Consider the following 26,646-nt stretch of genomic DNA (forward strand, 5'->3'; position numbering starts at 1 on the left):
GGGGACCGGGCGGCATGGTGGGGCGCCGTCCGGGCAGAACTTGAAGTGCGTGGTGCGCAGCGAAGACTGCCACTGTTGCCGCGAACATGTCACTGGAATGACCCGCTCCAGTAGGAGGATGGCCAGATTTTGTTCGTTAGTACGAGCCCTGTGCGCGCATAACGGACACGTCCGGCCATACGAAAGGGGTGGACGGTGTCATACCGTCCACCCCATCGCTCAACGGGCCGTGGTTCAGCGACCCTTCACGCAGGTCTCAGGCACCCAGCCCTTGCGGTGGCCGGCGACCGCGTAGACCCAGTTGTTGCTCGTCTTGCCGCACTTGGTGTACTTGCCGCCGTTGTACGACTTGCCGTCGTTGCAGACGGTGCCCTCCTCCTTGGTGGTCCAGAGGGCGACGGCGGTGGCGCTCGACTTGGGGTGCGTGCGCTGCTTGACGTTCGCCTTCACCTTGTACGGGCCGAGCCCGGACGAGCAGTTCTTGGGGTACGCCTTGGCCGACACGTCGGCGGGCTGGGCCGCGGGCTGAGCGGACTCCCCGGCGACGGCGGAACTGGCCATGAAGGCCGTCCCGGCGAACGCCACGGCAGCCGCCGTGATACCCAGCGTCTTCAGCTTCATCTTCATGCGTTCTCCGATGAGTTGGAAGAGGCTCCCCCGTGGAGCCGGAGGCAAAGGTACCCCCTTGGTGATCATGCGGGGTGCACAAGGCGTGATTCATATGCGAAGACCGCTGCCTGCGTCCTGTCGCGCAGCCCGAGTTTCACCAGAATGCGGCTGACGTGCGTTTTCACGGTCTGCTCCGCCACCACGAGACGCGTGGCGATCTCCGCGTTCGACAGGCCCCGGGCGACCTGCGCCAGCACCTCCGTCTCGCGTTCCGTCAGGTCCGCGATCCGGCCCGGCGGGGTGCGGGGCGTGCCCGGCAGCCGGGCGAACTCCGCGATCAGCCGCCGGGTCACGGTCGGCGCCAGCAGCGCCTCGCCCGCGGCGACCACCCGTACCGCGTGGGCGAGTTCGGCGGCCGAGGCGTCCTTGAGGAGGAAGCCGGAGGCGCCCGCGCGCAGCGCCTCGTAGACGTACTCGTCGAGGTCGAAGGTGGTCAGGACCAGGACCTTCACGGGCGGCGTGCCCTCGGCCGTCAGGAGGCGGCGGGTCGCCTCGATGCCGCCGAGGCCCGGCATGCGGATGTCCATCAGCACGACGTCCGGCGCCAGTTCGGCGCAGCGCGCGAGGGCCGCGTGGCCGTCCTCGGCCTGGCCCACGACGCGGATGCCGGGCTCGGCGTCGAGCAGCACCGTGAAGCCCTGGCGGACCATCGCCTGGTCGTCGGCGATCAGGACGCGTACGGGGTCGGGCGTCACGGGAACTCCTTCACGGGGGTGGTGGGCAGCAGCGCCGTCACCTCGTAGCCGCCGTCGGGGGTGGCGCCGGTGGCCAGTTCGCCGCCCAGCATGGCGACGCGTTCGCGCATCCCGAGCAGCCCGTGGCCCGCGCCGGGCGGGGACGGACTGCCCGGACCGCGCGTAGGTGCCGTGTTGGCGACCCGCACCGAGACGCCCGCCGGGCGGTGCCCGATCTCGACCCGTACGGCCGCGCCGGGCGCGTGGCGCAGCGCGTTGCTCAGGGCCTCCTGCACGATGCGGTACGCCGACAGGCCGACGCCCGGCGAGAGGGGACGCGGCTCCCCGGTGACCTCCGTGGTGACCTCGACCCCGGCGCCGCGCACCGGCTCCACGAGTTCGTCCAGCCGGTCGAGGGTGGGCTGCGGCGCGTGCCGTACGCCGTCGGCCGCCGCGTCCTCGGAGCGCAGGACGCCCAGCACGCGGCGGAGTTCGGCGAGCGCCTCCACCGCGTTCTCGCGGATGCCCGTGAGGTTCTCGCGCAGTTCCTCGGGCGGGTTCTCGACCAGGTGCGGCGCGACCTGCGCCTGGATGGAGATCACCGACATGTGGTGGGCGACCACGTCGTGCAGCTCGCGCGCGATCCGGTTCCGCTCCTCCAGCAGGGCGCGCCGCGACCGCTCCTCCGCGGTGATCTCCTCCTGCGCGACCAGCTCCGTCCGCGCCGTCCGTACGCCCCGCAGCGCCGCGCCCACCACCGCCACCGTGCCGAGCACGGCGCAGGCGCGGGCGACATCGGCGGGAGCCGTGCCCGGCGGCGCGAACGGCACGCAGGCCAGGCCGGTCAGGACGCCGAGCAGCAGCGCCTCTGCGGTGGCCCGCGCCCGTATCCGCAGCGCGAGCAGGAAGAGCGCGGCGGCCTGCGCCGCGAGCCCCGCGCCCGTCCACGGCTGCAGCTCCGCGCCCTCGGCGGAGGTGCCCGCGCCCGCGACGACGGCCATCACCACCGTCGCCAGCCACCAGCCGGTCAGCGGCCGGTAGAGCGCGACCAGCGGGGCCGACGCCTGGCAGACGCCCAGCAGCGTGCCGAGCGTGGTGCCCAGCCGGCTCTGGTCCCCGAGGAGATCGTTGATGCCGAAGACCGCGACCCCGATCCCGTACAGCACCATCCCCAGCGTGTAGACCGGCATCCAGAGCCGCGCGTCCGGCGACAGCGGGTCGACGGAGCCCCTGCCCAGATCGGCGCGCAGGACCCGCAGCGCGCCCGGCGCCGCCCGCCCCACCGCCTTCATCCCCCTCGTCACGCGCTCAGCGTAGGGAGCGGGGCGCGGTCCGGCGTCCCGCTGGAGGAGGGCTTCCGTAGCTCTCCCGTACTACGCCCCGGGACCGGTGCCTCACGTGAGGCTGTCGCGCCAGGCCCGGTGCAGGTCCGCGAAGCGGCCCGTGCCCGCGATCAGCCGCTCCGGCGGGCCGTCCTCCACGATTCGGCCGCCGTCCATCACCAGCACCCGGTCCGCGACGGCGACCGTCGAGAGGCGGTGCGCGATCACCACGGCCGTACGCCCGCGCAGCACGGTGTCCATCGCGCGCTGCACGGAGCGCTCGCCGGGGATGTCCAGCGAGGACGTCGCCTCGTCCAGGATCAGCACCGACGGGTCGGCCAGCAGGGCGCGCGCGAAGGAGACCAGCTGGCGCTGCCCGGCGGAGATGCGGCCGCCACGCTTGCGGACGTCCGTGTCGTACCCGTCGGGCAGGCCCGCGATGAAGTCGTGCGCGCCGATGGACTTCGCGGCCTGCTCGATCTCCTCGCGGGTGGCGTCCGGACGGCCGATCGCGATGTTCTCCGCGACCGTGCCGGAGAAGAGGAACGCCTCCTGCGTCACCATCACCACGCCGCGCCGCAGCGCGAGGACGTCCAGCTCGCGCAGGTCCACGCCGTCGAGCCGGACCTGCCCCTCGCTCGGGTCGTAGAACCGGGCCAGCAGCTTGGCCAGCGTCGACTTGCCCGCGCCCGTCGCGCCGACGACGGCGACCGTCTGCCCGGCGGGCAGCGTCAGGCTGAACTCCGGCAGCACCTCACCGCCCGTGCGGTACGCGAAGCGGACGCCGTCGAAGACCACCTCGCGGCCAGGGTGCTCGGGGGCGCGCGGCGGCAGCTCGCGCGAGCGCTCGGGCTCCGGCACGGCGGGGCGCCGCGCGAGCAGCCCCGCGATCTTCTCCAGCGAGGCGGCGGCCGACTGCCAGGAGTTGAGGAACATGCCGAGCCGGTCGATCGGGTCGTACAGCCGCCGCAGATAGAGCGCCGCCGCGGCCAGCACGCCGAGCGCCAGCTCGCCGGACGCCACCCGGTAGGCGCCCCAGACGACGATCCCGGCCACCGCCGTGTTCGCCGCCAGCCGGGAGAGCACCACATAGCGGGCCATCTCCAGGATCGCGTCCCCGTTGGCCTTCAGATGGCGGCCGTTGAGCCGGTCGAACGCCGTGTCGTTGGGCTGCTCGCGGCGGAAGGACTGGACGGGACGGATCCCGTTCATGGTCTCCGCGAACTTCACGATGACGGCCGCGATCGCCGTCGACTTGCCCCGGTAGACGCGGAGAGAACGGCGCTGGAAGTTCCGTACGAGCAGCGCGAGCGGCACGAACGACAGCAGCGCCGCGCCGCCGAGCCCGGGGTCGAGCCAGATCAGGGTCACCAGGATGTAGACGACGGAGAGGACCACCGCCAGCAGCTCCTGGAGCCCCTCGTCCAGCAGCTCGCGCAGCGCCTCCACATCGGTGGTCGAACGGGATATCAGGCGCCCGGAGGTGTACCGGTCGTGGAAGTCGACGTCGAGCGCCTGCGCGTGGCGGTAGATCCGGCCGCGCAGCTCCAGCAGCACCCGCTGGTTGATCCGCGCGGCGGCGATGATGAACGCGTGCTGGAACCAGCCCGAGGCCACCGCGCACACCAGATAGCCGACGGCGACCGCGATCAGCGGCCCGTAGTCCCGCCCGGCCCCGCCCTCGCCCCCGGCCCGGAGCGCGGGCAGCGCGCTGTCGATGGCGTACGCGACGAGCAGCGGCCCGGCCTGCACGGCGGCCTGCTGGACCAGGAGCAGCGCGGCGGCGCCCGTCACCCGGCGCCGGTGCGGGCGCAGCAGCGAGCCGAGCAGCCTGCGCGAGGCGCCCTTGGGCGTGGGCAGCACGTCCTTCTCGAACGCGTCGTCCCCGGCCGGATCTTCGGGGGACGGCCCCGTCGGTTCGGGTCCGGCGGCCTTCTCCGGGGCCCGCTCCGAGGGATCCTCGGGGTCCCCGGGTTCCTCGGGGTCCTCCGGGCGTGCCCCGTCCCGCACGGTCGTGGTCATCGCGCGCTCTCCTCCGTCCGCTCCTCGGCCGCGCCGGACATCAGCCAGGCGTACTCCGCGCTCTCGCGCAGCAGTTCGTGGTGGGTGCCCACCGCCGCTATCCGCCCCGCGGAGAGCAGCGCCACCCGGTCCGCGAGCTGCACCGTCGAGGGCCGGTGCGCGACGACGAGCGCGGTCGTGGACGCCAGCACCTCGCGCAGCGCCCCCTCCACGGCCGCCTCCGTGTGCACGTCCAGCGCGGAGAGCGGGTCGTCCAGCACGAGGAAGCGTGGCCGTCCGACGACGGCGCGGGCGAGCGCGAGCCGCTGGCGCTGACCGCCGGAGAGGCTCAGGCCCTGCTCGCCGACCTGGGTGTCGGCGCCGTGCGGCAGCGCGCCGACGAACTCCTCGGCCTGCGCCACCCGCAGCGCCCGCTCCAGCCCGCCGGACCCGACGGCGCCCTCGTCCGTGCCCATCAGCACGTTCTCCCGTACGGACGCGGAGAACAGCGTCGGCTCCTCGAACGCGACCGCGACCCGGGCGCGCAGCTCGGCGCGGGAGAGCGTGGCGACGTCGTCGCCGTCGAGCAGGATCCGGCCGCCGCTGACCTCGTGCAGCCGGGGGACGAGCGCGGTCAGCGTCGTCTTGCCGCTGCCGGTCGCGCCGACCAGGGCCATCGTCTCGCCCGGACGGATGTGCAGGTCCACGCCGTCGAGCGCGGGGCGCGACGCCGGGGACGCGTCGGGGTGCCGGAAGACGACGTGCTCGAAGCGGAGCCCCGCCTCCGGCCGTTCGCCGTCCGCCTTGCCGTCGGCCTTCCCGGGCGCCTCGCGCAGCACGTCGGCGGGGACCGGCTCGTCCATCACGTCGAAGAAACGGTCCGCCGCCGTCGCCGACTCGTTGCACATCGCCAGCAGGAAGCCGATCGACTCCACGGGCCAGCGCAGCGCGAGCGCCGTGGAGAGGAACGCGACGAGCGTGCCCGCGGACAGCCCGCCGTCGGCGACCTGGACCGTGCCGAGGACCAGCGCGGCGCCGATCGCGATCTCGGGCAGCGTCATGATCATCGCCCAGATCGCCGCCAGCAGCCGGGCCTTGCCCAGCTCCGTGTGGAGCAGCCGCTCGGAGAGCGCGCGGAAGGCGCGGGCCTGGCTGCGGTGGCGGCCGAAGCCCTTGATGATCCGGATGCCGAGCACGGCCTCCTCGATCACCGTCGTCAGATCGCCGAGCTGGTCCTGGGCGCGCCGCGCCGCCACCGCGTACCGCACCTCGAAGACCGAGCACAGCAGCACCAGCGGGACCACGGGCGCCAGCAGCACCAGGCCCAGCGTCCACTGCTGGACGAGCAGGATCACGCAGCCCACCAGCACCGTCGACCCGTTGACCAGCAGGAAGGTCATGGGGAAGGCGAAGAACATCCGCAGCAGCTGGAGGTCCGTCGTCGCCCGCGACAGCAACTGGCCGCTGGGCCACCGGTCGTGGAAGGAGACGGGCAGCCGCTGCAGCCGCCCGTAGAGCGCCCCGCGCATCGACGCCTCGACCCCGGCGAGCGGACGCGCGACCAGCCAGCGCCGCAGCCCGAAGAGCAGGGCCTCCGCGACGCCGACGGCGAGCAGCAGCCCGCCGCCCAGCCAGACCCCGCCCGTGTCCTTCTCCGCGACGGGACCGTCCACGATCCACTTGAGCACCAGCGGGATCACCAGGCCCAGGCACGAGGCGACGATCGCCACGAACGCGGCGGTGAAGAGCCGCACCCGCACCGGCCTGACGTACGGCCACAGGCGCAGCAGCGAACGCACGGTGGAGCGCTCGCGCGCCGGTGATGAGGCAGGATCGTCCGCGGGATGGGTGCTGTCGGTCATTGTCGTGAGGTTACGGGCCTGGTCCGACATCCCTCATGTGCTTTTCGAGCCGTCACCGAACGCAACTCCCGTACGGGCCGGACCAGCAGGAGGGCGCAGGTCACCACGAGCGGCGCGGCCCCGCACACCAGCAGCATCGCCCGGGTGCCGAAGAGCGCCGAGGCCGGTCCCGCGAGGGCCTGGCCGACCGGCATCATCGCGAGCGAGCCCGCGACCTCGTACGCGTGGATACGGTTCAGCACGGGGCCCGGCACCTGCGTCTGGACGCTCGTCGACCACATCACGCCCCAGAAGCCGATCCCCGCGCCGGAGAGAGCCGCGCCGCCCGCCATCACCCCGACCGAGGCGCCGAGCCCCACGGCGGTGGGGAAGCAGCAGCAGCCCAGCAGCGCGAACGACCCCGCGCGCAGCTGCCGTTCCGGCCGGATGCGCATCGCCAGCAGCCCGCCGAGCGCGGTGCCCGCGCCGAGCGCCGAGTTCACCAGGCCGTAGACCTTCGCGCCGTCCGTCGAGATGATCTCGCTCGCCGTCAGCGGTACGAGCGGGCCCGTCGAGGTCAGCATCAGCGCCATCCAGATGACGATCACGCTCCACATCCAGGTGCGCGCGCGGAACTCCCGCCAGCCCTCGACGAGATCGGCCCGGTAGCTCGTCCGCGTGGCGAGGGGTTCCTTCGCCGGTCCGGGAGGCAGCCGGAGGAAGAAGAGACAGAGCGCGCTGAGCGCGTACGTGCCCGCGTGCGCGGCGAACACCGCCCCCGGCGACATGGTCGCCACCAGCATCCCCGCGAGCGCGGGCCCGGCGAGCATCGCGAGCGCCTCGGCGGTACGGATCACGCCGTTCGCCCCCTGCACGTCCCGCGCGATACGCGGAATGGTGCTGGCCACGCCCGGCTGGAACATGCCGCCCGCGATGCCGTTGACGGCGCCGATCACGCACATGTGCCACAGCTCGACGCGGTCGCTCAGGAACAGTACGGCCGCGAGGGACTGCGTCCCGAGCCGCACCAGGTCCGAACCGATCATCAGGGCCCGTGTGTTGAAGCGGTCGCAGAAGACGCCCCCGAAGATGACGAACCCCGCGAAGCACACGGTGAACGTCGCGAGCGCCGCACCGATCGCCCCCGGCCCGTGCCCCCTCTGGATGAGCCCCGCGGACAGCGCGATGGGGAGCATCGCGTCCCCTAGCTTGGCTATCGCTCTCGCGGAGAAGAAGAGCAGGAAGGGGCCTGAGCGAAGTGAGGTCACGGAGGGAAAGTCTGGACCGGAACGGCCCGTACGGCTATTCGATTTCCGAGCCCCGCCTGCCCCCGCCGGTGCTTCGCGGGCTGCGGGCGCGCCGTGCCCGCTCGCGCAGTTCCCCGCGCCCCTGACGGGGCACGTCCGCTGCTCCCTCTGCGCTTGGGAAGTCTGCGCAAGGCGCAGGGTTGGCAAGCGCAGCCCCCGATGCCGGGTACGGCTATGTACGGGCCTTCAGCAGGAACGCCGAGCGGCCCGGCAACCTCAGTTCCGTTTCTGCGGGGTAGAAGGTGCCTCCTTCCTCGACGGAGTCGGAGGTCGTGTCGAGGATCAGCTCGTACTCCGTGCCCCATTCCGGGCCCGGCAAGGTGAAGGCGCCGGGGTCGGGCTCTGCACGGAGGAGCAGGAGGAAGCTCTCGTCGCGTACGGGGCGGCCCCGTGCGTCCCGTTGCGGTATGTCGCGCCCCGAGAGGTACATGCCGAGGGTCGTGCCCGGCGCGTACCAGTCGGCCTCCGTCATCTCCTCGCCGCTCGCGGCGAACCAGGCGAGGTCCCGCAGCCCCTCGGCTCCCTGGCGGCGCCCGGAGAAGAAGGCCTTGCGCCGCAGGACGGGGTGGGCCCGGCGCAGCCGGATCAGCTTGGCGGCGAGCGCGGAGAGCGCGCCCCACTCCGGGTCGTCCAGCAGCGACCAGTCGAGCCAGCTGATCTCGCCGTCCTGGCAGTACGCGTTGTTGTTGCCGCCCTGCGTACGCCCCATCTCGTCGCCCGCGACGAGCATCGGCACGCCGGTGGAGAGCAGCAGCGTGGTGAGCATGTTGCGCACCTGGCGGCGGCGCAGCGCCCGTACGTCGGGGTCGTCGGTCTCGCCCTCGGTGCCGCAGTTCCAGGCGCGGTTGTCGTCGGTGCCGTCGCGGTTGCCCTCGCCGTTCGCGGCGTTGTGCTTCTGCTCGTAGGTGACCAGGTCGCGGAGGGTGAAGCCGTCGTGCGCGGTCACGAAGTTCACCGAGGCGTACGGGCGCCGCCCGCCCCAGGCGTACAGGTCGCTGGAGCCGGAGAGCCGGTAGCCGAGGTCGCGGACGTCGGGGGCCGCGCCGCGCCAGAAGTCCCGCACCGTGTCGCGGTAGCGGTCGTTCCACTCGGTCCACAGCGGGGGGAACGCGCCCACCTGGTAGCCGCCGCTGCCGACGTCCCAGGGCTCGGCGATGAGCTTCACGCGGCGCAGGACCGGGTCCTGCGCGATGACCGCGAGGAACGGCGAGAGCATGTCGACGTCGTGCATCGAACGGGCCAGCGCGGCGGCCAGGTCGAAGCGGAAGCCGTCGACGCCCATCTCCTGCACCCAGTAGCGCAGGGAGTCGGTGATGAGGCGGAGCACGTGCGGCTGGACGACGTGCAGGGTGTTGCCGCAGCCCGTGTAGTCGGCGTACCGGCGCGGGTCGTTCGGGGCGAGGCGGTAGTAGCCCCGGTTGTCGATGCCGCGCAGCGAGAGGGTGGGGCCGCGCTCGTCCCCCTCGGCCGTGTGGTTGTAGACGACGTCGAGCAGGACCTCGATCCCGGCGGCGTGCAGGGCCCGCACCATCTGCTTGAACTCGCCGACCTGCTGGCCGCGCGTGCCGGAGGCCGCGTACGCCGCGTGCGGGGCGAAGTAGCCGATGGAGTTGTAGCCCCAGTAGTTGCGCAGCCCGCGCCGCAGCAGGTGGTCCTCGTGCGCGAACTGGTGCACGGGCAGCAGCTCGACGGCCGTGACGCCGAGCTTCCGCAGATACCCGGTGGCGGCCGGGTGCGCGAGCCCCGCGTACGTGCCGCGCAGCCGCTCGGGGATGCCGGGGTGGCGCATGGTGAAGCCGCGCACGTGCAGCTCGTAGATGACGGAGTCCGTCCAGGGGGTCTTCGGCCTGCGGTCGTCGCCCCAGTCGTCCTGGTCGTCGGTGACGACGCCCTTGGGCACGTACGGCGCGGAGTCCCGCTCGTCGCGCACCGTGTCGGCGATGTGCTGCTGCGGCCAGTCCCGCACGTGTCCGTACGCCTCGGGGGGCAGGGCGTACTCCCCGTCCACGGCGCGCGCGTACGGGTCGAGGAGCAGCTTCGCCGGGTTCCAGCGGGCGCCGGTCCACGGGTCCCAGCGGCCGTGCACCCGGTATCCGTACCGCTGCCCGGGGCGTACGCCCGGGAGGAAGCCGTGCCAGATCTCGTGCGTCAGCTCGGTCAGGGGGCGCCGGGTCTCGGCGCCGTCGTCGTCGAACAGGCAGACCTCGACGGCCTCGGCGCCGCCCGCCCACAGGGCGAAGTTGGTCCCGGCGACGCCGCCGGGACCGGTGTGGAAGCGCGCGCCGAGCGGCTGCGGGCTGCCGGGCCAGACCGGCGGCACGGGGCCGTGGCCGCCGGGCCCGTGCGGCGCGGGCTCGGGGCGCGGCAGGGCGCGGCCCGGCCGGTGGCCGTTGGGCTGCGACGGAGCGTGCTCCGTGCTCCGCGGCCCGGCCGCTCCGTCGGTCAGGGCCCCCTGCTCGGGTGCGTGCGACACGTGACCGCCTCCCGCGGCTCGCGGCTCGTTCGGACCCCGCGCGCGGTGTCCCGGCCGCCTGCGCGTGGCCCTCCCTCCGATACTTCCCCATTACCGCGCTTCCCTCGCAAAGTGATTCGTTTCCCCGGCCGACACCCGTCGTTGGTCCCTGCGCCGGACGGAGGTCGGCGCGAGAGGGAGGGGACGGCCATGGGCCGGGGGCAGTACGGGCAGGACTGGCAGTACGGGCGGGGCAGGGGGCGGCTGGTGCGGTGGGCGGCGGCGCTGAGCGCGCTCGGCGCGCTGGCCGCGGCGGGCTGCGGGCCGCTGAGCGACGAGAAGCCGCCCGAACAGGCGATCCGGATCACTCCGGACGACGACACGAAGGGCGTACGGGCCCGCGACCGGCTGGAGGTCACGGTCCCCGAGGGCAGGCTGGAGCGGGTCACGGTGGTCCGCAGGGGCGGCGGCGACCGCGTCCCCGTGCCCGGCAGGCTCTCCGAGGACCGCCGGAGCTGGCGCCCCGCCGCGCGCGGGGACGACCCGGACGGTCCGGCGGCGCTGGAGCTCGCCAGCGAGTACGCGGTGGACGCCGTGGCGCGCGACGGGCACGGGCGGCGCGTGGCCCGGCACACCACCTTCACCACGCGGGTGCCCCGGCACCGGATCATCGGCTTCTTCACCCCGGAGAACCGCCAGACCGTGGGCACCGGCGCGATCGTCTCGATCCGCTTCAACCGGCCCGTCACCGAGCGTGCCGCGTTCGAGCGGGCGATCCGGGTGACCGCGAGCCCGTCCGTGCCCGTGGCGGCGCACTGGTTCGGCCGCTCCCGGCTGGACTTCCGGCCGCGTACGTACTGGCGTCCCGGCACGCGCATCACGCTGGACCTGCGGCTGCGGGACGTGCGCGGCGCGCGGGGCGCGTACGGGGTGCAGCACAAGCGGGTCCGGTTCACGGTCGGCAGGGACCAGCGCAGCGTCGTCGACGTGCGCCGCCGCGCGCTCACGGTCCGGCGGGGCGGCGAGGTGGCCGCCCGGATCCCGGTGACGGCGGGCGCGCCGGAGAACCCGACGTACAACGGCCGCATGGTGATCAGCGAGAAGTACGAGGTCACGCGGATGAACGGGGACACCGTGGGCTTCGGCGGCGAGTACGACATCGACGACGTGCCGCACGCGCTGCGGCTGACGGACAGCGGCACCTTCCTGCACGGGAACTACTGGGCCTCGCCCGACACCTTCGGGGCGCGCAACGTCAGCCACGGCTGCGTCGGGCTGCGCGACGCGCGCGGCGGCAGCGCGGACTCGCCCGCCGGGCGGTTCTACCGCGAGTCGCTCGTCGGGGACCTGGTCACCGTGCGTGGCTCCCGGGAGCGCACCGTCGCGCCGGACAACGGGCTGGGCGGCTGGAACATGTCCTGGGAACGCTGGCGGACGGGCTCCGCGCTGTCGTCGTAGAGCGGTGTTGTAGGAGTTCGGCAAAATCCCCGGCGACTCGGGCAAGAGCGGGTGATCTCCGGCAAGCACACCCGAAGCCGGACCACTCCCTTCACCTCCTTCTTCCCTCCTCAAAACTGCGACCGAACGGTGACACGCGCGGGAACTCCACCCTCTTTGGGGTGTGGTTATCTAACAGGGCATCGCGCGCCGCCGCCCGTTCGAGGGTGCTGCAGGGACGCGCGCGTTCGGGGGCGCACAAGGGTGCGCGGCGCCTTGTGAGGGGAGTAGGCCGTCTTGGATCTGAAGACTGTGGCCAGGGACAAGCTCAACGGGGAGAGCCGGAAGCAGATCATAGGAGGCTCGGCCGCGGGTCTGGTGGTCCTCCTCGTCGTGATGCTGCTGGTGCTCACCACCTGTGGAGGAAGCAGCTCGGGCGCCGACGGGGGCGACGGGGAGAAGAAGGCCAAGGGCCCGTCCGAGGCGGTCGTCACCCTCGCGCCCAAGGACGGTGCCGACGAGGTCGCCACCTCCGGCAAGCTGCGGGTCTCGGCCGCCAAGGGCAAGCTCACCGAGGTGAAGGTCCAGGACAGCAAGGACAACGTCGTCAAGGGCAGGTTCCTCGACGGGCGTACGGCGTGGAAGCCCTCGACGCATCTCAACGCGGGCACCAAGTACACGGTCGACGCCGTCGCCAAGGACTCCGAGGGCCGCGAGTCCGCCAAGCACGGCAGCTTCACGACCTTCGTCCCCAAGGACACCTTCGTCGGCTATTTCACGCCGGAGAACGGTGACACGGTCGGCGCCGGGATGCCGGTCTCGATCAACTTCAACCGTCCGATCGCCAACCGCGAGGCGGTCGAGAAGGCGATATCCGTCAAGGCCGACCCGGAGGCCGAGATCGAGGGCCACTGGTTCGGCGACCAGCGCCTCGACTTCCGCCCCAAGGAGTACTGGAAGGCCGGGACCAAGGTCACGGCCGACCTCAACCTCAGCGGCGTCGAGGGCTCCAACGGGGTCTACGGCAAGCAGCGCAAGACCGTGAAGTTCACCGTGGGGCGGCAGCAGGTCAGCGTCGTCGACGCGAAGAAGAAGACCATGACGGTCACGCGGAACGGCAAGAAGATCAAGACCATCCCGATCACCTCGGGCAGCCCGGCCAACCCGACGTACAACGGCAAGATGGTGGTCAGCGAGAAGCACCAGGTGACCCGGATGAACGGGGACACCGTGGGCTTCGGCGGGGAGTACGACATCAAGGACGTGCCGCACGCCATGCGGCTGAGCACCTCGGGCACGTTCATCCACGGCAACTACTGGTCGGGCGAGGGCGCGTTCGGCAAGGTCAACGCGAGCCACGGCTGCGTCGGTCTCTTCGACGCGCGGGGCGGCGGCATGAAGGGGACGCCGGGCGCCTGGTTCTTCCGCAACTCGATGGTCGGCGACGTCGTCGAGGTGAAGAATTCGCAGGACGAGACCATCAAGCCGGACAACGGTCTCAACGGCTGGAACATGAGCTGGGAGAAGTGGACCGCGCCGCAGTAGCGGAGACGGTCACGTGGGGCCCGGTGCTGTGAGCGACAGCACCGGGCCCCCCGTGCGTAACGCCCGTTAACCTTCCCCCATGACCGCTACTCTCGAAGTCGCCGACGGCGTGGGCACGATCCGCCTCGACCGTCCTCCGATGAACGCGCTCGACATCGCCACCCAGGACCGGCTGCGCGAGCTGGCCGCCGAGGCCACCGACCGCGACGACGTGCGCGCCGTGGTGCTCTACGGCGGGGAGAAGGTGTTCGCCGCCGGGGCGGACATCAAGGAGATGCGCGAGATGGACCACGCCGCGATGGTCGTCAGGTCCCGCGCGCTCCAGGAGTCCTTCACCGCCGTCGCCCGTATCCCCAAGCCCGTCGTCGCCGCCGTCACCGGGTACGCGCTGGGCGGCGGGTGCGAGCTGGCGCTCTGCGCCGACATCCGGATCGCGGGCGAGAGGGCCAAGCTCGGGCAGCCCGAGATCCTGCTCGGCCTGATCCCGGGCGCGGGCGGCACCCAGCGGCTGTCGCGGCTGGTCGGCCCGTCCCGCGCGAAGGACCTGATCTTCACCGGGCGTCAGGTGCGGGCCGACGAGGCGCTCTCGATCGGCCTCGTCGACCGGGTCGTGCCGGACGCGGAGGTGTACGAGCAGGCGCACGCGTGGGCAGCGGGGCTCGCGAAGGGGCCCGCGCTCGCCCTGCGCGCCGCCAAGGAATCGGTCGACACCGGTCTGGAGACGGACATCGACTCGGGCCTCGCCGTGGAGCGCACCTGGTTCGCCGGGCTGTTCGCCACCGAGGACCGCGAGACCGGCATGCGCAGCTTCGTCGAGGACGGTCCGGGCAAGGCGAAGTTCCGCTGACCGACGCCGTGGTCGCCTCCCGGGGTGGGGTGGCTGGGGGTGGCGCGCGACGCTCCCCCCTCCGCGCCCCACCTGTGGGGGACCGCGCTTCTGTTGAAGTGGCCACGGATTTCCCCGCTTTCGTGGCCGGTTGTGATCACTTGCGTACGGGATGTCATGCCAGGTCAACCCTGTGATGCGCGTGACCCGTACGGCTCACGGACGCGCGGGGAGCGCTCCTGGCGCCCCTGCCGGGCCCGTTCCGATCCCCGTGAACCGTCCCCGACGCCCCTCCGGTGCCGCCATCATGGTGCCCATGGCGGGACAGGGAGATGTGGCGGGCGTGACCGATCGGGTTCCGGAAGTCCCAGGTGAGGCGGGCGAAGAGGCCGCGCGCAAGGTACTGGACGAGGTGGGCGACCCGACGCAGGGGGAGGTGCAGCTCCCCAACCGGCCCGAATCCGCGCGCCTCGCGCGCCGGCTCGCCCATTCCGTCCTCCAGCTCCGCTGGGCCCTGCCCCTCTCCCTGACCGACAACGCGGTGCTGCTCGTCTCCGAGCTCGTCGGCAACGCCGTACGGCACACCGGCGCGCACACCTTCGGGCTGCGGATGATGCGGCGCAGCGGCTGGGTGCGCGTCGAGGTGCGCGACCCCTCGCGCGGGCTGCCCTGCCTGCTGCCCGTCCATGAGCTGGACACCAGCGGGCGCGGCCTCTTCCTGGTGGACACCCTCTCCGACCGCTGGGGCGTCGATCTGCTGCCGTGCGGCAAGACCACCTGGTTCGAGATGCGCGTCACGGACCACTGACCCGGGCTCACCTCACGAGCGGGTCGCGGGTTTCCCGGTGCGGTGTTCCGCCGGCGGTGGCGGTGGCGCGTTCTTGTTCAGCGGCTTGCGCGGCAGCAGCGAGGCGGGCACCAGGATCGCGACGATCAGCCAGAAGGCCACCCAGAAGGTCTGCCCGAAGGCGGTCGCCAGGAAGTCCCCGGCCCGCTCGCGCACCTCGGGCGGGATCTCGCCCACCTCTCCCGTCGGACTCCCGCCGCCGGGGGTGTCCGGCATGTTGGCCTCGATCCGGTTGGAGAGCGTCAGGGAGAGCACGGCGCTGCCGACGGAGCCGCCGAGCTGCTGCATGCTGCTGATGGTGCTGCTCGCCTTGGGGACGGAGGCGGGCGACAGGGTGGCGTAGGCGGCGGTGAACGTCGGGGCCATGGTCGAGGCGAGCCCGAATCCGCGCACCACGAGCGCCAGCGTCAGGAGCGTGTACGAGGTGTCGTCCGCGACCTGGGTGAAGACGTAGGTGCCCGCCAGGGCGAGCATCGCTCCCGTGAGGACGATGCGCCCCGGCCCGATGCGGTCGGTGAGGATCGCGGCGAGCGGCATGGCCAGCATGGCGCCCACCCCCTGCGGCGCGAGCAGCAGGCCCGCGTGCAGGGCGCCCTCGCCGCGCACCACCTGGTAGTAGAGGGGCAGCAGCAGCATCACGCCGTAGAGGCCGATGCTGAAGAGGAAGATGGTCGTCGTGCTCGCCGCGAACGTACGGTCGCGGAAGAGGCGTACGTCGACCAGCGCGCGCTCCCCCCGCTGCACGGCCGACAGCACGAAGGCCGTGGTCAGCACGGCGCCGACGAGGAGGAAGCCGAGCACGGGGCCGTCCCCGAAGCCCTCGGTCCCGGCGCGTGAGAAGCCGTAGAGCAGGCTGACGAGCCCGAGGGGCAGCAGCATGAGTCCGCGGACGTCGAGGGCCCGCGCCGGCTCGCTCCGGCCCTCGCCGCGCGGGAGCTTCCAGGCGGCGAAGAAGATCGCCAGGATGCCGACGGGGATGTTGACGAAGAAGATCCAGCGCCAGTCGACGTCCTCGACCAGCCAGCCGCCCAGCACGGGCCCGAGGACGGGGCCGAGCAGGGTGGGGATCATGACGAGGCCCATGACCCGGCCCATCCGCTGCGGTCCGGCCGCCGTGGCCAGGATGGTCTGCACCAGCGGCAGGATCATGCCGCCGCCGAGCCCCTGGAGCACCCGGAAGCCGATCAGCGCCTCGATGGACCAGGCCATGCCGGAGAGCGCGGAACCGAGGACGAAGAGCAGCAGGGACAGCAGCCACAGCCGCTTGGCCCCGAAGCGGTCGACGGCCCAGCCCACCAGCGGGATCACCGTGCCCATCGCCAGGAAGTAGCCGGTCACGGTCCACTGGACGGTGTTGAGGTCGGTGTCCAGGTCCGAACTCAGGGTGTTCAGGGCGACGTTGACGATCGTCGTGTCGAGTACGGCCATGATCGAGCCCAGCGTCAGCACGCCCGCGAGGACCCAGATCTCCTTGCTCAGTTTTCCGTCCGGCGCGGCGTCGGCGCCGGCCTCCCCGGTGGAGTGCGGCAAGACTGCTCCAGTTGCATCGATATCAGAATTACTTGAGCTTCGAGATATCTTGCAGTGCAGCAGAGAACATGTTGAACTTCAAGCCATGCGCGAAGAACGCGAGGAAGCGGAGCTCACGGACGTGGCACGGCTCGTCGGGCGGCTGCTGCGCCAGGTGCGCGGCCCGATGGACGACATGCCGGAGGCCGTGCACGCGATGCTCGGCGCACCGGGGCTGGGCAACCGTCATCTGGCGCCGCTCATCGCGCTCGCCGTGGACGGCCCGGCCTCCGTCGGCACCCTCGCCGGGCGCATCGGCCTGGGCGCCACCACCACGAGCCAGCTCGTGAACGAGCTGCACCGCGCCGGGCTGCTGGAGCGGCGCGAGGACGACGCCGACCGGCGGCGCATGATCGTGAGCGTCGCCGAGCCGCACCGCTCACTCATCGAGCACTGCGCGCGGCTGCGGATGGCCCCGCTGCGCCACGCACTGGACACGCTTCCGGCGGGCAGGCGGCGGGAGTTCATCGGCACGCTGGACGAGGTGGTCTCCGCGATGGAGGCCGCCGGGGGCGACGCGGACGGGCGCCCGGCGGCCTCCTGAAGGGGAGTCACCCGGCGCCGGCCACCCCGCCCAGCACCTGGGCCAGCACCCGCCGCAGGACCTCTTCCGGCTCCGCGGCGGGCACGGCGGGAGTACGCCAGGCCACGAAGCCGTCCGGCCGTACGAGCAGCGCGCCGTGCGGCCCGATGCCGTAGACGCCGGGCCAGCGGCCCGTGGGGTCCGTCCAGTCGGTGCCCGCGTCGCCGTGCGTGCCGTCCGTGCCGTGCGTGCCGTCCGTCTCGTCCGTGCCGACCGTGTGCACCGTGAGCGGCACCCCGCGTTCCTTCGCGGCCCGCAGCGCCGGTGCCCGCCAGTTCTCGTCGCCGGTGAGCAGCGCGAAGCCGCCGTCCCACAGGTCCAGGGCCGAGATCCTCGACTCCCCGGACTCCAGCGGGAGATGGGTCGCCCGCGTGCCGGGCCGCCCCGTCGGCTTGCGCGGGTCCTCGACGGGCTGCTCCTCGTCGGCGCCCTCCTCCTCCGGCACGAGCGCGCCGGAGCGGTAGCGGTAGCCGAGCGAGATCGCGTTGTGGTCGTCCGCGAGCGACGACCCCGGTGTGCCGGAGGGGTTGTGCAGCCTCCGGCCCGCGGCCCCGACCGTGAGCCGCGCGACCGGGAGCCGCTCCGTCTCGTAGGTGCCGAGCAGGGCGGGCCCGGCGGCGCCGCGGTGCGCCATGGCCAGTTTCCAGGCGAGGTTGTGCGCGTCCTGGACGGCCAGGTTGCCGCCGAAGCCGCCGGTGGGCGGCATGGTGTGCGCGCAGTCGCCGACGAGGAAGACGCGTCCGGAGGCGAACCGTTCCGCCACCGTGACGGTCATGTCGTACGGCACCACGCCCTCCATCGTCACCTCCGCGTCGTCCCGGCCCAGCGCCGCGCGGACCAGGGCGCGGCAGCGCTCCTCCGTGAAGTCCCCGGCGGAGTCGCCCGTCTCGGGGTGGTAGCCCAGGGAGAGCTGCCAGCGCCCGTTGTCACGCGGCATCAGCCCGCTGTCCGTGCCCTCCAGGAAGCACGCCGTGAACGGCCTTCCGTCCACGAGCGGTTCCATGTCGGTCCTGAAGTACAGGCTGAGCCGGCGGCCGAGCACCCCGGGGCCCTCGGTGCCGATGCCCAGCAGGCCGCGCAGTATCCCGTTCGCGCCGTCGGCGGCGATCAGGTGCCGCGCGCGCACCGTCGAGCGGCGCCCGTCGTGGCCGAGCAGCCGGGCCGTGACGCCCTCGTCGTCCTGCTCGATTCCGGTCAGCTCGGTCTCGAAGCGGACGTCGGCGCCCAACTCGCGGGCGCGTTCCAGCAGGACGGGCTCCACCACGTCCTGGTCGCGGTTGCAGGCCTTCGCCGGGCTGATCGCGCTCAGGTCCTCCTCCCAGGCGACCGGCGCCCAGGTGGCGCCGCCCTCGGCCAGGTTGCGCGGCACATGCGCGAAGCCGCCCATGACGGCCTCCTCGCCGCCCGCCGTCCTGATCCGCCGCGCGGCGTCGACGCCGCGCAGCAGCTCCATGGAGCGGATGGTCATCCCCCGGAAGCGCGGGTAGGGGGACGGTCCTGTGCGCCGTTCGACGAGCGTGCAGGGCACGCCGTGGTGGGCGAGGAAGAGGGCGGAGGACAGCCCGCCCAGTGCCCCGCCCACGATGAGTACCGGTGTGTGTTCGGTCATGCTGCCTCCGCCTCTCGGCCGACTGCCTCCCGTACGGATCAGGCGGGTACCGCCTCCAGCAGCGAGGTGGTCACCCCGCCCACCCCCGGCCCGAACGGGCGCGTGCCGGTCAGCCGCAGACCGGCGTCGGCCATCAGCCGCGCGTACTGCGACTCGGTGCGCTCGCTCCCGCCGATCAGCATCATCAGCAGGTCGGGATAGGCGGCGGAGTCGTCCTGCTCCTCGGGGACGAGCTGTTCGAGCACGAACAGCCGCGCCTCCGTACCCATGGCGGCCCGGACGGTGCGCAGGATCGCCACGGCCCGCTCGTCGTTCCAGTTGTGCAGGCAGCGTGCGATGACGTACGCGTCGGCGCCGGCCGGGGCGGTCTCGAAGAAGCTGCCGGGCACCAGCTCGCACCGGTCCAGCAGCCCGGCCTTCGCGAGCCGGTCGCGCGCCGCGTCGAGCACGGACGGCAGGTCCAGCACCGCGGCCCGCAGCTCCGGATCCCCCCGCAGCAGCCCCTCCGCCAGGAAGCCGTCGCCCCCGCCCACGTCGACCACCTTGCGCACCCGGGGCGTCAGCTCCTGGGCGAGGCGGGCGAGCGCGGGTCCGAACGCGAGGGTCCCCACCCGGCCGAGGCCCTCCACGAAGCCGCGCTGCGCCTCGGGCCGCTCGGCCAGATGCGCGAAGTACGACTTGCCGTAGACCTTCTCGGAGGCGGGTTCGCCGGTCTCGATGGTGTGTCCCACGGCCGCGTACAGCGGCAGCGAGTGCTCCACATGCGTCAGGAGCAGCGTGGCACCGGGCATCTCGGAGTCCGAACGCAGCGCGCGCATGGCGTCGTTCAGCGCGAAGAGGCCCGGAGGCCCCTCGGCGACATAGCCGCTCTGGGCGAGCGCGTGCAGCGCGCGGCGCAGCGCGTCCCGGTGGAGCCCGAGCGCGTCGGCGATCTCCTCGGCGGGGCGCGGGGTGTCCGACAGGGCGTCGGGGACGCCGAACCGGGTGACGGCGTGCAGGAGATGGCACTCCAGCACGGGCGCGATGGCGCGGAAGACCACCGGCATCGCGTTGCCCGCGCCGCCGCCCGGCTCGTCGGGGGTGGTGTCCGGCCCGGCGCTCACTCGGTCCCTCCGGTGGCCATGGTGTTCATGGGCGGCGCCTCGACGCGGACCCTGAGGCGCTCCCACAGCTCGTCGCTGGTCTCCATGGGACGCTCGAAGAAGTCGCCGCCCTCGGAGAGCCCGGAGACCAGGGTGACGAAGTCGGCCTTCGCCGGGAGGTCGACGTCCCTGTCCAGCACCTTGCTCGCCTGCTCGAAGTACTCCTCGGTGCTGTAGTCCTGCTGGTAGAACTCGCGGACGTAGGCGAGGATCCCGTCCAGGAAGTTCCGGTAGCTCCGTTCGTAGGCCTGTCCGGTCTGCGCGGCCGTCTCCGGGTCGGTGAGCATGCGGCCGGCGGCCTTGGCCGCCGTCGCGGCGCCGCGCAGGGCGAGGGTGACGCCGGTGGACAGCAGCGGGTCGACGAACGCGGCGGCGTCCCCGACGCAGAGCCAGCCGGGGCCCTGGAACGAGGTGCAGTTGTAGGACCAGTCGCGGATCGTGCGGTAGTCGCTGACCTGGACGGAGGGCTCCATCAGCCGCCGTACCTCGCGCGAGCCCTCGACCTGCTTGACGTAGAGCTCCTCCGGCGTCAGGCCCGTCTTGGCCAGCTCGGCGGTCGGCGTGACGTAGCCGATGCTGGTCGTCCCGTCGTGCAGCGGGATGAACCAGATCCAGCCTCCGGGGCGGTACTCGGTCAGGATGTTGCCCGCGGCCTTGCCGGGGAAGCGCAGGCAGCCCTGGTGATAGCTCCACACGGCGATGTTCCGCAGGTCCTCGTGCCAGTCGACCATGTCGAAGTGGCGGCCCAGCCAGCGCTGCTGGCCTGTGGCGTCCACGACGATCCTGGCCCGCGCGGTGACCGTCTCCTTCTTCGCCGAGGTCCGGTAGCGCACCCCGGTCATCCGGTCGCCGTCCATGACCGGCTCGCGGACGGTGGCCTCCTCGACGACATGGGCGCCGAGTTCGCGGGCGCGGGTGAGCAGCAGCGCGTCGAAGTCGGCCCGCCGCACCTGGTAGGCGTGCTCGTACGGGCCGCCCTGGTCGAAGGAGAAGCTCCATAACGGCAGGCCCTTGCCCCACACCAGGCTGCCGCCGTACTTCCGGACGAAGTCCGAGTCCTTGAGGCGCTGCTGGAGGCCGAGCCGGTCCAGGGTCTGGAGCACGCCCGGGATGAGGGACTCGCCGATGTGGTAGCGGGGGAACTTCTCGCGCTCCAGCAGCAGGACGGAGCGGCCCTCCTGGGCGAGCAGGCCCGCCGTGGCCGATCCGGCCGGTCCGCCGCCGACCACTATGACGTCGTAGCGCGGCTCTGTGAGGTCACTCATCGCCGGTCTCCTCCTCTGCCGTGACATGGCTGTAGATGACGTCGAACGCGAGCTGCTTGCCCTGGGTCAGCTCGCCGATGGGGGCGAAGTGCGGGGCCACGGCGGGGTCCCGCACCATCGCCTCGAAGTCCTCGCGCGTACGCCACTGCGTGTAGTCCACGACCTGGTAGCCGTCGACGCTGCGGTGGACGCTCCCGGAGACGTAACCCGGACGGTGGCGGATCATCTCCTCGTGCGCCTTGACGATCAGATCGAGGACTTTTCGCTGGTCGCGGGGCTTGGTCGGGAACACGCTGATGAAGGTGGCGACGTGGTCGCCGGCCTGGATCTCGGCCATGCGTCCGGTTCTCCTTGTCTGTCGTTCGGCAGGGGCTGAGCCTCTTGCGCTGTCCCGTCCATTATGTAGAGTCATTAATTGAGCAAGTCAATGGATGTGTAATTGAATTGGTGAGCCCACTAACTGGAGGACGCAAGCATGACGTCGACCCAGCAGCCCGGACCCAGGCCCGCCGACGCGACCCGGCTGCGCGAGCTCGGCATGAGCCTCGGCTTCGCCGGGGCCCTCCGCGCCGCCGTCACCCTCGGCGTGCCGGACGCGCTCGGGGACAAGCCGAGCACCGCCGAGGAGCTCGCCCCGCAGACCGGCGCCCACGCCCCCACCCTGGAGCGGCTGTTACGCGCGCTGACCAGCCACGGCGTGTTCGAGGAGACCGAGGAGCGCCGCTTCGCGCACACCGAACTCTCGCGCCTGCTGCGTGAGGACAGCCCCGCCGGCATGCGCTTCATCGTCCTGTGGGCCACCGCGCCCTGGACCTGGCAGGCCTGGCCCAAGCTCGCCGACGCCGTCCGCTCCGGGGAGCGCGTCTTCGACTCGCTGTACGGCAAGGAGTTCTTCGCCCACCTCGCGGAGGACGACCCGGAGGCCAAGGCGACCTTCGACGGCGCCATGACCCAGTCGAGCCGCATCACCTCGGCGCCCGTCGCCGACGCGCTCGACCTGACCGGCATCCGCACCGTCGTCGACATCGGCGGCGGCCAGGGCCATCTGCTGCGCACCCTGCTGGAGCGCCACCCGCACCTGCACGGCACGCTGTTCGACCTGCCCGGCGTCGTCGCCGGGGCCCTCCCCGAGCTGCGCGAGGGGCCGCTGGCCGAGCGCGCCGACGTGATCGGCGGCGACTGCCGCGAGACGGTCCCGCCCGGCAAGGACCTCTACCTGTGCAAGAACGTCCTGGAGTGGGACGACGACAGCTCCCTCGCCGCACTGCGCGCCATGGTGGCCAACGCACGCCCCGGAGCCCGCGTCACGCTCGTCCAGAACCTCGTCGAGGACTCCTCCGAGCTCAAGGTCACCACCACCATGGACCTCTTCCTGCTGCTGAACGTCGGCGGCAAGAAGCACACGGCGGCAGGCCTCGCCGAGCTCTTCTCCCGCGCCGGACTGGCCTACACCGGCCACGCCCCCGTGCCCGGGACGAGCCTGCACCTGGTGAACGGCACCGTCGAGGGCCCGCAATGACCGAGCCAGGCGTGCGGATCCTCTTCCACGCCACCGTGGAGGAGGGCCGCGAGGCCGCGTTCCTCGACGCCTACGAGCACGTCAGGAAGCGCGTCGCCGAGGCCGAGGGACACCTCGGCGAGGAGCTGTGCCAGTCGCTGACCGAACCCGGCGAATGGCTGATCACCAGCGCCTGGGCCTCCGAGGAGCACTACCGCGCCTGGGCGCGCGAGGACGGGCACCAGGACCTCGCCGCGCCCATCGTGGCCACCACCCTGACCCGTGCGGACAAGCCGTACGCCGTGCGCGTACGGACCGCGTGAGGAGAGTCAGCCAGTCATGACCACCGCAACCCATCGCATCGTCGACGCGGGCGAGATCACGCCGAACACCCGCAGGGGCGGTGAGCTGCGCACCATGCTCACCCCCGGTGCGGTCGGCGCCACCTCCGGCTTCATGGGCACCGCCCGCATCGCGCCCGGCGACTGGATCGCCGAGCACTACCACCCGTACTCCGAGGAATTCCTCTACGTCGTCCAGGGGGACGTCGTCGCCGAGCTCGACGGCGTGCCCCACCGGCTCGGGCCCGACCAGGGGCTGATGGTGCCCATCGGCGTCCGCCACCGGGTGCGCAACGCGGGCAACGTCGACGTGCGCATCGTCTTCCACCTCTCCCCGCTCGCCCCGCGCCCCGAACTGGGGCACGTGGACACCGAGCAGCGGGAGGCGACATGACCCGCGCCGCGGCCGTCACGGGGGTCGGCGTCGTCGCGCCGGGCGGCACGGGACGCAAGGCGTTCACCGAGCTCCTGGCCGAGGGCCGCACCGCCACGCGCGCCATCTCGCTCTTCGACCCCGAGGGTTTCCGCTCCCGGATCGCCGCCGAGTGCGACTTCGACCCCGCGCTCGCGGGGCTGCCCGCGCACGAGGCGGCCCGCATGGACCGCTACGTCCAGTTCGCCGCCGTCGCGGCGCGCGAGGCCCTGGAGGAGTCCGGGCTCGACATGGACGCCGAGGACCCCTGGCGGGTCGGCGCCTCGCTCGGCAGCGCGGTCGGCGGCACCACGCTGCTGGAGTCCGACTACGTCCGCGCCTCCGGCGGGGGCGCCACCTGGGAGGTCGACCACGAGCGGGCCTCGCCCCATCTGCACCGGGTCTTCTCCCCGGCGCCCCTGGCGGGCGAGATCGCCACGCTCGCCGGGGCCCGCGGAGTGGTGCACACCGTCTCCACCGGCTGCACCTCGGGCCTGGACGCGGTCGGCTACGCCTGCCAGGCCATCCGCGAGGGCCGCGCCGACGTGATGATCGCCGGGGCCGCCGAGTCGCCCGTCTCGCCCATCACGGTGGCCTGCTTCGACGCCATCCGTGCCACGTCCGTACGCAACGACGAACCAGCCGGCGCCTCCCGCCCGTTCGACGCGGAACGCGACGGCTTCGTCCTCGGCGAGGGCGCCGCCGTGCTCGTGCTGGAGGAGCTGGAGCACGCCCGCCGCAGGGGCGCCCAGGTGCACTGCGTCGTCGGCGGCTTCGCCACCCGCAGCAACGCCTACCACATGACCGGACTCACCAGGGAGGGCGTCGAACTGGCCGAGGCGGCCGAGCGCGCCATGGAGCAGGCCGGGCGCGGCCCCGCCGACATCGACTACGTGAACGCGCACGGCTCCGGCACCAAGCAGAACGACCGGCACGAGACCGCCGCGTTCAAAAGGGCGCTCGGCGAGGACGCCTACCGCGTCCCCGTCAGCTCCATCAAGTCGATGGTCGGGCACTCGCTCGGCGCCATCGGCGCCATCGAACTCGCCGCCTGCGTCCTGGCGATGAACGAGTCGATGGTCCCGCCGACCGCCAACCTGGAGAACTCCGACCCCGAGTGCGACCTGGACTACGTGCCGGTCACCGCGCGCGAGGGGCGGCTCGACACGGTCCTGTCGGTCGGCAGCGGCTTCGGCGGCTTCCAGTCGGCCGTCGTCCTGGACCGCACCTCCCTGCGGCGCCGGGGCCGGGAGGCGGTCGCGTGACCCGTCGTTCCGTCATCACGGGGGTGGGCGCGCTCGCGCCCACGGGGATCGGCGCGGCACCGGTGTGGAAGGCGGCCCGCGAGGGGGTCACGGCGCTCGGTCCGCTCGCCCGCTACCCGGCGCTGGCCGCCGGGGGCGACCGCCATCCGCTCGCGCTCGCCGGGGAGATCCCCGGATTCGACCCGCACGCCCACCTGGAGGGCGGCATCGTCGCCCAGACCGACCGGTTCACCCATCTCGCCCTCGCCGCCTCCGACATGGCGCTGCGCGAGGCGGCCCTCGTGCCCGCCGAGCTGCCGCCGTACGCGGTGGGAGTGGTGACGGCGAGCTGCGCGGGGGGAGTGGAGTTCGGCCAGCGGGAGATCCAGCGGCTGTGGAGCCAGGGGCCGACCCACGTCGGGCCCTACCAGTCCATCGCCTGGTTCTACGCGGCGAGCACCGGACAGATCTCCCTGCGGCACGGGCTCAAGGGCCCCAGCGGCGTCGTCGTCACCGACGAGGCGGGCGGCCTGGACGCCGTGGCGTACGCGGACCGTGAGATCCGGCGCGGCACGGCGGCCATGCTCGCGGGCGGGGCCGAGGCACCGCTCTCGCCGTTCTCCATGGCCTGCCAGTTCGGCCACGGCATGCTCAGCACCGCGAGCGAGCCGGCCCACGCCTATCTGCCCTTCACCAACGGCGCCCGGGGCTTCGTCCCGGCCGAGGGCGGCGCCGTCTTCCTCGTCGAGGAGCGGACGGCGGCCCTGGAGCGCGGGGCCGAGCCGCTCGCGCGGGTCGCCGGGCACGGCACCACGTTCACCGGACCGGCGGACCACCCCGCCTCGGCGGCAGGGCTGGAGACGGCGGCCCGTCAGGCCTTCGCCGAGGCGGGGCTCGGGCCCGGGGACATCGACGTCGTCTTCGCCGACGCGCTCGGTGTCCCCGAGGCCGACGCCGCCGAGGCGGACGCGCTGCGCGCGCTGTTCGGCCCCCGGCTGCCCCGGATCCCGGTGACCGCGCCGAAGACCGGCACCGGCAGGGCGTACTCGGGCGCCGCCGCGCTCGACGCCGCCCACGCCGTACGGACCCTGCGGCACGGAGACGTCCCGCCGACCCCGTACGTCACGGCGCCGGGGCCCGGTTTCGAGGACCTCGACCTGGTCACGGGGCGCGCGCGGACCACGCGCCCGCGCACCGCGCTGCTCCTCGCGCGCGGCCTGTCCGGCAACAACTCAGCACTGATCCTCACCCGTCACACCACCGAAGGAGGCCACTGATGCGACCCGCTTCCGAGAAGCCGCTGACCTACGAGATGCTCGCCGAGGTGATCAAGACGAGTGCCGGAGTCCCCCTGGACCCGGCGGGACTGGAGGCGCCCGAAGCCCGGTTCAAGGACCTCGGGGTCGACTCCCTGGGGCTGCTGGGCATCGTCGCGGAGCTGGAGCGCCGCTGCGGCGTCACCCTCGGCCAGGACGCCGAGCAGGCCCCGTCCCCGCACGAGCTGGTGGGCATCGTCCGCGCCGAGCAGGGCGGCGCCGCCAGCGGAAAGGGGCGGTGAACCATGCCCGAGCACACCCGCAACGAGATCCTCATCCGCGCGCCGTTCGACGAGGTGTGGCGGCGCACCAACGAGGTGGAGCGCTGGACCGAGCTGTTCAGCGAGTACAAGGAGGCGGAGGTGCTGGAGCGGGACGGCGACCGTGTGCTGTTCCGGCTGACCCTGCACCCCGACGACGACGGCAACGAGTGGAGCTGGGTCTCCGAGCGGATCATGGACCGGGAGGGCCGCTCGGTGCGCGCCCGGCGCGTGGAGACGGGCCCCTTCGCCTTCATGAAGATCCACTGGACCTACGAGGAGGTGCCGGAGGGCACCGTCATGCGCTGGTCCCAGGAGTTCGCGATGAAGCCGGAGGCCCCGGTCACCGACGCCTGGATGCGCGACAACATCAACCGCAACAGCAAGGTCCAGATGGCACTGATCCGGGACCGTATCGAGGCGGCGGCGACCGCGCCGTAGCGGGCCGTCCGTAGCGGGTCCGGAGCGGGCCGTCCGGAGCGCCCG

24 protein-coding genes are annotated in these 26,646 nt (G+C 72.8%); 12 read left to right on the forward strand and 12 right to left on the reverse strand.

Going from position 1 to position 26,646, the window contains the following annotated elements; translation table 11 throughout:
• Nucleotides 1-234: 234 nt before the first annotated feature.
• From ACGF3A_RS06025 to glgX, 7 genes are all read right to left on the reverse strand, one after another.
• The gene (locus ACGF3A_RS06025; RefSeq protein ID WP_393726198.1) at nucleotides 235-627 is read right to left on the reverse strand and encodes a hypothetical protein; all 393 of its coding nucleotides are present in this window, start codon (nucleotides 625-627) and stop codon (nucleotides 235-237) included.
• A 65-nt stretch (nucleotides 628-692) separates the two neighbouring features.
• Nucleotides 693-1,364, reverse strand: a complete 672-nt coding sequence (locus ACGF3A_RS06030; protein WP_393726199.1) for a response regulator — start codon at nucleotides 1,362-1,364, stop codon at nucleotides 693-695.
• Nucleotides 1,361-2,635: a sensor histidine kinase gene (locus tag ACGF3A_RS06035; RefSeq protein ID WP_393727174.1), complete on the reverse strand. Its 1,275-nt coding sequence runs from the start codon at nucleotides 2,633-2,635 to the stop codon at nucleotides 1,361-1,363. Before ACGF3A_RS06035 ends, ACGF3A_RS06030 begins: the two co-directional genes overlap by 4 nt.
• A 102-nt stretch (nucleotides 2,636-2,737) precedes the next feature.
• Entirely contained in the window at nucleotides 2,738-4,687 is a 1,950-nt protein-coding gene (locus ACGF3A_RS06040; RefSeq protein ID WP_393726201.1) for an ABC transporter ATP-binding protein, read from the reverse strand.
• Nucleotides 4,684-6,528: an ABC transporter ATP-binding protein gene (locus tag ACGF3A_RS06045; RefSeq protein WP_393726202.1), complete on the reverse strand. Its 1,845-nt coding sequence runs from the start codon at nucleotides 6,526-6,528 to the stop codon at nucleotides 4,684-4,686. The genes ACGF3A_RS06040 and ACGF3A_RS06045 overlap by 4 nt, the downstream gene beginning before the upstream one ends.
• Nucleotides 6,525-7,775 carry an MFS transporter gene (locus ACGF3A_RS06050; protein WP_393726204.1) on the reverse strand — a complete coding sequence of 417 codons (1,251 nt, stop codon included), beginning with the start codon at nucleotides 7,773-7,775 and terminating at the stop codon, nucleotides 6,525-6,527. The genes ACGF3A_RS06045 and ACGF3A_RS06050 overlap by 4 nt, the downstream gene beginning before the upstream one ends.
• A 211-nt stretch (nucleotides 7,776-7,986) precedes the next feature.
• Complete coding sequence (gene glgX / locus ACGF3A_RS06055) at nucleotides 7,987-10,182, reverse strand: glycogen debranching protein GlgX (RefSeq protein ID WP_393727176.1); 2,196 nt, start codon at nucleotides 10,180-10,182, stop codon at nucleotides 7,987-7,989.
• A 294-nt stretch (nucleotides 10,183-10,476) separates the two neighbouring features.
• On the opposite strand from glgX, the gene ACGF3A_RS06060 reads away from it, so the two are divergent.
• From ACGF3A_RS06060 to ACGF3A_RS06075, 4 genes are all read left to right on the forward strand, one after another.
• Nucleotides 10,477-11,724, forward strand: a complete 1,248-nt coding sequence (locus tag ACGF3A_RS06060; protein ID WP_393726206.1) for an Ig-like domain-containing protein — start codon at nucleotides 10,477-10,479, stop codon at nucleotides 11,722-11,724.
• A gap of 276 nt (nucleotides 11,725-12,000) precedes the next feature.
• The gene (locus ACGF3A_RS06065; RefSeq protein ID WP_393726208.1) at nucleotides 12,001-13,248 is read left to right on the forward strand and encodes an Ig-like domain-containing protein; all 1,248 of its coding nucleotides are present in this window, start codon (nucleotides 12,001-12,003) and stop codon (nucleotides 13,246-13,248) included.
• A gap of 79 nt (nucleotides 13,249-13,327) precedes the next feature.
• Nucleotides 13,328-14,095, forward strand: coding sequence for an enoyl-CoA hydratase/isomerase family protein (locus tag ACGF3A_RS06070; protein ID WP_393726210.1), 768 nt, complete (start codon nucleotides 13,328-13,330; stop codon nucleotides 14,093-14,095).
• 295 nt (nucleotides 14,096-14,390) lie between these two features.
• Nucleotides 14,391-14,882 (forward strand): ATP-binding protein, encoded by a 492-nt coding sequence (locus ACGF3A_RS06075; protein ID WP_393726212.1) that lies wholly within the window; start codon nucleotides 14,391-14,393, stop codon nucleotides 14,880-14,882.
• 12 nt (nucleotides 14,883-14,894) lie between these two features.
• Here the strand turns inward: ACGF3A_RS06075 and ACGF3A_RS06080 are convergent, their stop codons facing one another.
• Nucleotides 14,895-16,451: a DHA2 family efflux MFS transporter permease subunit gene (locus tag ACGF3A_RS06080; RefSeq protein ID WP_393726214.1), complete on the reverse strand. Its 1,557-nt coding sequence runs from the start codon at nucleotides 16,449-16,451 to the stop codon at nucleotides 14,895-14,897.
• Nucleotides 16,452-16,536: 85 nt separating this feature from the next.
• Here ACGF3A_RS06080 and ACGF3A_RS06085 point away from each other — a divergent pair, with 85 nt between their 5' ends.
• A complete protein-coding gene (locus ACGF3A_RS06085) occupies nucleotides 16,537-17,034 on the forward strand; it encodes a MarR family transcriptional regulator (RefSeq protein ID WP_393726216.1) in 498 nt (165 codons plus the stop codon).
• 7 nt (nucleotides 17,035-17,041) lie between these two features.
• Here the strand turns inward: ACGF3A_RS06085 and ACGF3A_RS06090 are convergent, their stop codons facing one another.
• Genes ACGF3A_RS06090 through ACGF3A_RS06105 form a run of 4 tightly spaced genes read right to left on the reverse strand, consistent with a single transcriptional unit; the run spans nucleotide 17,042 to nucleotide 21,426 of the window.
• The gene (locus tag ACGF3A_RS06090; protein ID WP_393726218.1) at nucleotides 17,042-18,682 is read right to left on the reverse strand and encodes an FAD-dependent monooxygenase; all 1,641 of its coding nucleotides are present in this window, start codon (nucleotides 18,680-18,682) and stop codon (nucleotides 17,042-17,044) included.
• 38 nt (nucleotides 18,683-18,720) lie between these two features.
• On the reverse strand, nucleotides 18,721-19,785 hold the full coding sequence (locus ACGF3A_RS06095) for a methyltransferase (protein ID WP_393726220.1): 1,065 nt from the start codon (nucleotides 19,783-19,785) through the stop codon (nucleotides 18,721-18,723).
• Nucleotides 19,782-21,089: an NAD(P)/FAD-dependent oxidoreductase gene (locus ACGF3A_RS06100; protein ID WP_393726222.1), complete on the reverse strand. Its 1,308-nt coding sequence runs from the start codon at nucleotides 21,087-21,089 to the stop codon at nucleotides 19,782-19,784. The genes ACGF3A_RS06095 and ACGF3A_RS06100 overlap by 4 nt, the downstream gene beginning before the upstream one ends.
• Nucleotides 21,082-21,426, reverse strand: a complete 345-nt coding sequence (locus ACGF3A_RS06105) for an antibiotic biosynthesis monooxygenase family protein (RefSeq protein WP_393726223.1) — start codon at nucleotides 21,424-21,426, stop codon at nucleotides 21,082-21,084. The genes ACGF3A_RS06100 and ACGF3A_RS06105 overlap by 8 nt, the downstream gene beginning before the upstream one ends.
• Nucleotides 21,427-21,564: 138 nt before the next feature.
• Here ACGF3A_RS06105 and ACGF3A_RS06110 point away from each other — a divergent pair, with 138 nt between their 5' ends.
• From ACGF3A_RS06110 to ACGF3A_RS06140, 7 genes are read left to right on the forward strand one after another with little or no spacing between them, the layout of a single operon-like run.
• Nucleotides 21,565-22,608 (forward strand): methyltransferase, encoded by a 1,044-nt coding sequence (locus ACGF3A_RS06110; RefSeq protein ID WP_393726225.1) that lies wholly within the window; start codon nucleotides 21,565-21,567, stop codon nucleotides 22,606-22,608.
• Entirely contained in the window at nucleotides 22,605-22,910 is a 306-nt protein-coding gene (locus tag ACGF3A_RS06115; RefSeq protein ID WP_393726227.1) for an antibiotic biosynthesis monooxygenase family protein, read from the forward strand. The genes ACGF3A_RS06110 and ACGF3A_RS06115 overlap by 4 nt, the downstream gene beginning before the upstream one ends.
• A 16-nt stretch (nucleotides 22,911-22,926) precedes the next feature.
• Complete coding sequence (locus tag ACGF3A_RS06120) at nucleotides 22,927-23,322, forward strand: cupin domain-containing protein (RefSeq protein ID WP_393726229.1); 396 nt, start codon at nucleotides 22,927-22,929, stop codon at nucleotides 23,320-23,322.
• Nucleotides 23,319-24,605 (forward strand): beta-ketoacyl-[acyl-carrier-protein] synthase family protein, encoded by a 1,287-nt coding sequence (locus ACGF3A_RS06125; protein WP_393726231.1) that lies wholly within the window; start codon nucleotides 23,319-23,321, stop codon nucleotides 24,603-24,605. The genes ACGF3A_RS06120 and ACGF3A_RS06125 overlap by 4 nt, the downstream gene beginning before the upstream one ends.
• Nucleotides 24,602-25,861, forward strand: a complete 1,260-nt coding sequence (locus ACGF3A_RS06130; RefSeq protein WP_393726233.1) for a beta-ketoacyl synthase N-terminal-like domain-containing protein — start codon at nucleotides 24,602-24,604, stop codon at nucleotides 25,859-25,861. The genes ACGF3A_RS06125 and ACGF3A_RS06130 overlap by 4 nt, the downstream gene beginning before the upstream one ends.
• Nucleotides 25,861-26,142 (forward strand): acyl carrier protein, encoded by a 282-nt coding sequence (locus ACGF3A_RS06135; protein ID WP_393726235.1) that lies wholly within the window; start codon nucleotides 25,861-25,863, stop codon nucleotides 26,140-26,142. Before ACGF3A_RS06130 ends, ACGF3A_RS06135 begins: the two co-directional genes overlap by 1 nt.
• Before the next feature lie 3 nt (nucleotides 26,143-26,145).
• Nucleotides 26,146-26,601 carry an SRPBCC family protein gene (locus ACGF3A_RS06140; protein WP_393726236.1) on the forward strand — a complete coding sequence of 152 codons (456 nt, stop codon included), beginning with the start codon at nucleotides 26,146-26,148 and terminating at the stop codon, nucleotides 26,599-26,601.
• Nucleotides 26,602-26,646 lie beyond the last annotated feature (45 nt).

It is taken from the genome of Streptomyces sp. NPDC048172, from assembly GCF_043202595.1.
Taxonomy (GTDB): domain Bacteria; phylum Actinomycetota; class Actinomycetes; order Streptomycetales; family Streptomycetaceae; genus Streptomyces.